This window comes from Pseudomonas sp. MF08875, from assembly GCF_059862525.1.
Window position 1 is genome coordinate 1 of the sequence record NZ_JCBCUW010000092.1, and the last position, 7,370, is coordinate 7,370.

Annotated in this window: 8 protein-coding genes and 3 pseudogenes; 3 read left to right on the forward strand and 8 right to left on the reverse strand. The window is 60.0% G+C overall.

Annotated elements, in window-relative coordinates:
- From AC19YT_RS27750 to argC, 4 genes and pseudogenes are all read right to left on the reverse strand, one after another.
- The coding region (locus AC19YT_RS27750; RefSeq protein WP_146469857.1) for a helix-turn-helix domain-containing protein at positions 1 to 71 on the reverse strand (71 nt) is incomplete at its 3' end.
- Positions 72 to 95: 24 nt separating this feature from the next.
- Positions 96 to 722, reverse strand: a complete 627-nt coding sequence (locus tag AC19YT_RS27755; RefSeq protein ID WP_003465024.1) for a DNA methyltransferase — start codon at positions 720 to 722, stop codon at positions 96 to 98.
- A 414-nt stretch (positions 723 to 1,136) separates the two neighbouring features.
- A pseudogene (locus AC19YT_RS27760) lies at positions 1,137 to 1,292 on the reverse strand (OmpA family protein); the annotation flags it as partial.
- A gap of 413 nt (positions 1,293 to 1,705) precedes the next feature.
- Positions 1,706 to 2,635, reverse strand: coding sequence for an N-acetyl-gamma-glutamyl-phosphate reductase (gene argC, locus AC19YT_RS27765; RefSeq protein WP_003465021.1), 930 nt, complete (start codon positions 2,633 to 2,635; stop codon positions 1,706 to 1,708).
- Positions 2,636 to 2,749: 114 nt separating this feature from the next.
- On the opposite strand from argC, the gene AC19YT_RS27770 reads away from it, so the two are divergent.
- Positions 2,750 to 3,634: a LysR family transcriptional regulator gene (locus AC19YT_RS27770; protein WP_003465017.1), complete on the forward strand. Its 885-nt coding sequence runs from the start codon at positions 2,750 to 2,752 to the stop codon at positions 3,632 to 3,634.
- A 183-nt stretch (positions 3,635 to 3,817) separates the two neighbouring features.
- Here the strand turns inward: AC19YT_RS27770 and AC19YT_RS27775 are convergent, their stop codons facing one another.
- The 4 genes and pseudogenes from AC19YT_RS27775 to AC19YT_RS27790 form a co-directional block, all read right to left on the reverse strand.
- On the reverse strand, positions 3,818 to 4,081 hold the full coding sequence (locus tag AC19YT_RS27775; protein WP_003830781.1) for a uracil-DNA glycosylase family protein: 264 nt from the start codon (positions 4,079 to 4,081) through the stop codon (positions 3,818 to 3,820).
- A 61-nt stretch (positions 4,082 to 4,142) separates the two neighbouring features.
- Positions 4,143 to 4,463 (reverse strand): annotated as a pseudogene (locus AC19YT_RS27780) (uracil-DNA glycosylase family protein); the annotation flags it as partial.
- A 28-nt stretch (positions 4,464 to 4,491) separates the two neighbouring features.
- Positions 4,492 to 5,040 (reverse strand): cytochrome P460 family protein, encoded by a 549-nt coding sequence (locus AC19YT_RS27785; RefSeq protein WP_003465000.1) that lies wholly within the window; start codon positions 5,038 to 5,040, stop codon positions 4,492 to 4,494.
- A 27-nt stretch (positions 5,041 to 5,067) separates the two neighbouring features.
- Positions 5,068 to 5,643, reverse strand: coding sequence for a carboxymuconolactone decarboxylase family protein (locus AC19YT_RS27790; RefSeq protein WP_003464997.1), 576 nt, complete (start codon positions 5,641 to 5,643; stop codon positions 5,068 to 5,070).
- A gap of 75 nt (positions 5,644 to 5,718) precedes the next feature.
- On the opposite strand from AC19YT_RS27790, the gene AC19YT_RS27795 reads away from it, so the two are divergent.
- Positions 5,719 to 6,561: a helix-turn-helix transcriptional regulator gene (locus tag AC19YT_RS27795; RefSeq protein ID WP_003464996.1), complete on the forward strand. Its 843-nt coding sequence runs from the start codon at positions 5,719 to 5,721 to the stop codon at positions 6,559 to 6,561.
- 602 nt (positions 6,562 to 7,163) lie between these two features.
- Positions 7,164 to 7,370: pseudogene (locus tag AC19YT_RS27800) on the forward strand (hypothetical protein); the annotation flags it as partial.

Sequence of the window (7,370 nt, forward strand, 5' to 3'; positions counted from 1 at the left end):
AGGCTGAAACCTTGGGCATGACCGATTTGAATGGTGGCGCGCTCTTCAACGCTGAGTTCGGAATAAGACATAGGGACAGCACCGTACCGGAAAGGTCAGGTGTTGCACTCAGTTTTCGCCGCCGCCCCCTTATTATCACTGCGAGGTGAATAGCTTTTCTGCCAATTGATTATGCCAATGCGATTCTCTTCGCCGAAGATTTCGTCCATGAGCATGCCAAGTCTAAATAGTTCCCTATGATCAATACAGATAGCCATAACCCCGCCTGGGGTTAGCATCTCACGCATCATCCAGATTCTGGGTGTCATGAAGCGCAACCATTTGCTGTGCTTGGACCCATCATCTTTAGGAACTACATCGCCGAGATCTGGATCGTTTGGATCCTTGTCCCACTTGTCGTTATAGCGGAAGTCCTCGCCGGTGTTGTACGGCGGGTCTGTTACTACAAGATCAACTTGACCACGATATTTATAGAGCGTGACCATCGCAGAAAGGTTTTCACCGTCCCAGATCTCATTCTCTGACTGGGCGGTTTCCTCTCCAAAGGATACTTTCTTGATAATACGATGCAGCTTCGGCTTGACCTGGCGGATGATCTGCCAGGGAGCAGCCCGCCCGGTGTAACTCATAACGATGCCATTCTTGCCAGCATCGGCAAGCGCCGCATCATGCTCCTGCAGCATACGGACCAAGGCGGCCCTCGGCAGTTGTTCGTAATCCATGCTTGCCCCTTGAATTCGTGCGGCGGCACCGAAAAGCTGAAAATTCTAGTACCGCTCGTGGATGCTTCACCATCCCTAGGGTGGCGAGTGTACTTGTGAACGTATTGATTTGGCTGTTAAACCGTTGAAAAAGACGGATCAACTGAGTTCCAAACGGGCTGCGTACTGGCTGGCAGATGCGAATCCGGCGCACGCCGCTCCCTTCTGGGCTCAAGCCCGCGAAGCGGGCATAAAGAACCCGGCCGAGGCCGGGATCCTTATGGGCTTATGGGCCGGCGTATTGGTCTGCCCAGTCCAAAGCCGGTGCCACGGGAGCTTGCACCTCCTGAGGCCAGGTTTTGGAGCCCACTGCAAATCGCCCGTAACCCATTAAAAGATAGCTGGGCATCCGACGAAAAGAGCACCAAGGCACCATTACCCTTGAGCTACAGCGCCGCTACGGGGCACCAGTTTGATTTCAACGCGGCGATTTTGGGCGCGACCCTCGGCGGTGTCGTTGGGGGCAATGGGCGAGCTGGAGCCTGCACCAAAGGTTTGCAGGCGCGAAGGATCGACGCCATTGCTGCGCAAAGAGAAAAAGGGGACTGATTTATGTGCGCCAGGCAAAGCTTGGTCGCCTGGGAATGACGGCGCAAGCCGTCACGAAATGGCGTAAGAAACCCAGCGGGTATGACCCCCGCCCGGTAAAGGTTAGCCACCGACCGGAAGCGAGTCTTGCGTGGTGACCGGGTAACCGGCGCTGCGAAGCGTAGACAGCAGAAAAGGGGATTTATTTTCCCTACTCTAAAACGGCCGCTGTTGGCCGATTGCTGCCTGTCGTGGACGACCGTTTAACTTCAAAGCCTGACTGGATTGCAAACTGCTGACACGCGTAGATTCTGTTTTCGACTCGTTTAATGCCGTCGATGCCAGGCCATAAACAGAGAGGAAACAACCGCTCGAAAATTCGAGCCATAGACTCTAGAGCCAGTGGGTAGTCGGAGTCATGTTCCTGCAACCATCAAATCCAGATTCTGCACCGCCGCTCCAGCGGCTCCCTTCCCAAGATTGTCAAACACCGCAGCCAACAAAACCTGCCCCGTCTCATCATTTTCACACACCACCAATCGCAAACTATCAGTCCCGTTAAGCGCCTGAGGATCAAGGCACGTCAACCCTTTGGCCTCCTGCATCGACATCACCTGTACATGGTCCGCATCGACGTAGTGCTGCATAAGACACGCATGCAACCGCACCGCATCCACGCCCGGCGCCAACAAGCGAAGTTGCAACGGTATGGTCAGCACGATCCCCTGCCGAAAAGCCCCATAAGCCGGCACAAACATCGGCCGCTCCATCAGACCGCTTTGCTGCTGAATCTCCGGAATATGTTTGTGTGCCAGCCCCAGACCATAAACCTGAAACGCGGGCGCCTGTGATGCGCCCTCTCCCTCATGCTCTTGCACGCCAACGCGCCCTTTTCCGGAATAGCCCGACACAGCATGAATGTTCGTCGGATAGTCCCTGGGCAGCAACCCGGCCTCCAGCAATGGGCGCAGCAGCCCTATCGCCCCCGTGGGATAGCAACCGGGATTGCTGACCCGCCGTGCCGTGGCGATGCGTTGGGCCTGCTGCGAGTTCATCTCCGCGAAACCATAGGTCCAGTCTGGATGGGTGCGGTGCGCCGAACTCGCATCGATCACCCGAACGGCGGGGTTTTCGATGCTCGCTACAGCGTCGCGTGCGGCTTGGTCGGGCAAGCAGAGAATCGCGATGTCGCAGGCGTTGATGATTTCGGCGCGACGTTGCGGATCCTTGCGATGTTCGGGGCTGAGCGTGATAAGCCGCAGATCGGTCCGGTCGCGTAGACGTTGATGGATTTGCAACCCGGTGGTGCCTTGGTCGCCGTCGATGAATATAAGAGGACTTGCCATGGAATGCTCTCGGACATAGGAAATCAGGAGTTCCAATCTTCAGTGAGGGGCTAAGATAGGAAAAGTTGAATTTCTAAACGATGAAATTCAGCTTTTCTGAACAAGGAGTGACTCATGCGCGAAATCAGCCTGGACCGTCTGCGCACGTTGGTGGCCATTGCCGACCTGGGTTCGTTTGCCGAGGCGGCCCGTGTGCTGCACCTCGCGCCACCCACGGTCAGTTTGCATATTGCCGACCTGGAGTCGCGGGTTGGCGGAAAGCTGTTGTCGCGCACACGTGGGCGCATTCAGCCTTCGGCGATTGGAGAAACGCTGGTGGAGCGCGCGCGGCGCCTGTTGGCGGATGCGGAGCAGGCGCTTGAGGACGTGGAGCGTCAGGTGCAGGGCTTGGCCGGGCGTGTGCGGCTGGGTGCCTCCACAGGGGCCATCGCACAGTTGATGCCGCAAGCTTTGGAGACGTTGGGCCAACGCCATCCCGCTATCGATGTGCAGGTCGCGGTGCTCACGTCGCAGGAAACTTTGAAGAAGCTTGCCGAGGGCTCTTTGGAGATCGGTCTGGTCGCGCTGCCACAGACCCCGGTGAAGGAATTGCGGATCGAGCCATGGCGGCGGGACCCGGTCATGGCCTTCTTGCCGGCTCGCTGGGAATGCCCGGATGTTGTGACCCCCGGTTGGCTGGCCGCCCAGCCATTAATTCTGAATGACAAAACTACTCGGCTTTCGCGCTTGACCTCGGAGTGGTTCGCCAGTGATGGACGGCAGCCCACGCCGCGTATTCAACTGAACTACAACGATGCGATCAAAAGCCTAGTGGCGGCCGGTTATGGTGCGACGTTGTTGCCGCATGAAGCCTCCACGCCATTGCCCGATACCAGGATCGTCATGCGGCCATTACAGCCCTTATTGTGGCGTCAACTTGGTATTGCCCACCGTGGTGGGGACGTCGAGCGGCCTACGCAACATGTGCTGGATGTGTTGTGGGGGTTGAGTGCGGGCTAGGGCGATGTTGTCAGAGAAAGGACCGCTTTCGACCCGGTCATACGGTGATTGAGGTCCCAGGCGTCAGCTACCGCACCTGAAGCCGTCGTTCATCGCTCCAAAGCCGGTGCCTGTCTCCGTTCGCCCAGGCCAGGGTGTCGTAGTACTTGTGCAGCAGCTCGGTAATGGCGGCGGTGTCGTCGGTCATGGGGTTTCCTTGGGGTTGGCGGTGAGGACTGCCTGGACGCGTGCTTGCAGCGCGGGCAGCACGTCTTGTTGGAACCAGGGGTTGCGCACCAGCCAGCGATTGTTGCGCGGGCTAGGGTGAGGCAGGGGGAACGCTTGCGGCCAGTGCTCGCGCCAGGCTTCGACCACCCGGGTGAGCGGCGTCTTGCCAGTACCGAGGTGGTAGTCCATGGCGTAGCTGCCCAGCACGATGACCAGCGACAGGCGCTCGAAACGCTGCATGAAGGCTTCGCGCCAGGCGGGGGGCGCACTCCGGGCGTAGCGGCAGGTCACCGCTTTTGCCGGTGCCCGGATAACAGAAGCCCATGGGCAGAATGGCGATGCGGGTAGGGTCGTAGAAGGTGTCGCGGTCCACGCCCAGCCAGGCGCGCAGACGCGCGCCGCTGGCGTCGTCGAAGGGCACGCCTGAGGCATGGACCCGGGCCCCCGGTGCTTGGCCGGCGATGAGGATGGGCGCACTCGGGTGAAACTGGAAGACCGGCTGCACGCCGTGTGGCAGATGCGGTGCGCAGCGCGTGCAGGCGCGGACGTCGGTCAGAAAGGCGTCGAGTGTCGGCATGGCGCGCTTCCGGAAAGGGTGGCTCGCGCAGGACGGAGGTGCCATCCTGCGCGAAGCGTAACCCGGCAGCAAGTCAGTGCTGGGTCAGTGTCGGATAGCCCTGGATGAATACGCGGTCGGTCTTGGCCGCCGGCACATGGCAGCCCATGCAGTCGGCTTCGTAGCTGACGGCGACATTCTTGGCGGGGGCGTCGGCCTTGAACAGCGCCCAGCCCCAGCCGTCGCCCCACAAGGGGTTGCTGGCGAAACGGCCTTTGGCGTCCTTGACCATCACGAACCACACGGCCGCATCGGAACCCCAGACCACAGGGTTGCCAGTGGTCATGGCGCTGGTTTCGAGCTTGCGGATCTCTTTCACCAGCGTGGCGCCGTCCAAGAACTTGCCGGTCTTGCGGTAGTGCTCGGCCGAGGCCTTTTCGGTGTACACATCGTGCAAGCCGCGAGAGGCGGATTTTTCGTCCAACACCGCATATGAGCCCAGGTGGACGAAGTTTGTGCGGAAGTCTGTGGGGCGGCTGATGCCGCCCTGGCTGTCCACATAGGGCGAAAAGTCGCCGGCCGTGACGGCCAGTGGCAGGACGAGGGCGCTGGCGAGCAGAGCGCCGGTGAGTGCGATTTTCATCGTGTTCTCCTTATATGCCTATGGAGATCAGACGGCGACCACGGGGAAATCCACCGTGGTGTCGGCGATGTGGTTGGTGTAGTTGGTGAGCGTGTTCAGCGCGACGTTGGCGATCACTTCCAGTATCAGGCCGTCGTCGAGCCCCGCGCGGCGGTAGTTGGCCATGGCGTCGGCCGACACCACGCCGCGTTGCTCGACCAGCGCGCGGGCAAAGCCGGCGATTGCATCGTCAAGTGCGTTGGCCGCCTGGCCGGTGCGGGCCGCGGCGATGGCCTCTGCCGACAGTCCGGCACCTTTGCCGATCAGGGTGTGTGCGCTCAGGCAATACTGGCAGCGATTGGCTTGACCGGCAGCGAGCGCAACGATCTCGCGCTGGGAGGCATTCAGGCGGCCGGTGCCCAGCGTTTCGGACAAGCCGAGGTAGCCATTGAGCGCCGCCGGCGCGTGGGCCAGCGTGGCGAACAGGTTCGGCACCATGCCAAGCTTGGCTTTGACGGCCTTGAGTGTGGCAGCGGTAGCGGCGTCAGCGGTGTCGATGGTCAGGGGGGCGATTTGGGTCATGTCTATCTCCGTAGTGGGTGAGGTGCAAGAGCACGTGGGCATGATCGCCCTTTGTTTGGTACGATATGGCACGTAAAGTATCAAATACGTAACCTATCGTCTTATATGGAGAGTGGAATGGCGGATCGACTGGCCGGCTTGCTCCGGCACTACTCGCTTTCGGCGCGCGTTTTTCACAGCGGCGCCTTCTGTGGGCAGCATCATTACGCGGCGCCGCATGGCTATATCCATCTGGTGCGGCGCGGCCCGATTACGGCGCGTTCGCCCGTGCATGAAGATCTGCTGGTTACCGAGCCGAGCCTGCTGTTTTATCCGCGCGTGGCGTCGCATCGTTTTGTCGCCGCCCCCGGCGATACCGCTGAGCGGTTGTGTGCGGAGGTCGACCTGGGCGCTTCGACGGGCAATCCGTTGGCCATGGCCTTGCCGTCGATGCTGCTGATTCCGTTGGCGGACTTGCCCGGCCTCGGGCCGACGCTAGAGTTGCTGTTTGCCGAAGCCGAGCGCGACCAGTGCGGTCGGCAGGCCGCCATCGACCGCTTGTGCGAGTTGCTACTGATCCAGTTGCTGCGTTATCTGATGGATGGGCGGCTTGGCGCCACCGGACTGCTGGCGGGCCTGGCCGACCCGAAACTCGCGCGCGCCATAACCGCCATGCACGATGCGCCGCAGACCGCGTGGTCGCTCGAGGCGCTGGCGGCGAAGGCGGGCATGTCACGCGCGCGCTTCGCCGCCGCGTTCAAGGACGCGGTGGGCGTCACGCCGGGCGACTATCTGGCCGACTGGCGGATGAACGTCAGTTGCACCCTGCTCAAGCAGGGGCGGCCGGTGGCGGTGGTGGCCGACCGCGTCGGCTACGGCAGCCCGAACGCTCTGGCGCGCGCCTTCCGCGTGCGCATGGGCTGCGCCCCGCGCGACTGGCTGGCGCAGCAGCGCGGTGACGCGGCGCTCAGCGGTTCGTGAGTTTGAGTTCGATTCGCCGGTTCTTGGCGTAGGCGGCGCCGGTGTTGCGCTCGTCGAGCGGGTGAAATTCGCATCACGCCGGAACAACTGGCGGAACTCCAGGTGGCGATCCGTCAACGGCTGGTCAGTCTATTCGTGCGGCGCGGCCGGCTGGACAAGGCTGAGTCAGTGGCGCAGGTAGCTGGATGACGCTGTCCCGCCCTGAGCCGACGCTCACAGGCGGGGATTTCCAGTGTCGTCATTGTCGGCTATTGGCCGGCAGCAGCCCGTCGTTGCCTGATGGATCCAACCCCTCCGCTGCTATAGTGCAGTCGGCTTCTGACGTTCAGTGCAGCCGTCTTCTGAAAACGACACCATTTCTGTCAGGCTGAAATCTATGACCTTCGCGGGCATGTGTCAACGAATGCGAAAGACCACTCTATTCTGACGACTCGGAGCGGCCTTGCCTGACGTCCGGTTAGGGTATAGCTCAATATGACACATGGCTGCAAATCGCTAATTTACCAACTATAAAGAGCTATGCTCTCAAGAAGCGGTTGCGCTAACCGATACAGTATAAATTAGGCCCCAAGTATTATTTTATTTGCACAAAGGTAATGATTATGTTTTTCAATAAAAACAAACAACTGCTGGACACAGAAAATAAGCTCTCAGAACTACAGTGGCAGCTTGATTCAATAAATCGAAATGTCGCGGAAATCAGATTCAGGCCAGACGGGAGCGTAATCTATGCGAGCAATATCTTTCTAGAGATGCTTGGTTACAAACTCGAAGAAATAGCAGGGCAGCACCACAGAATTTTCTGCGAA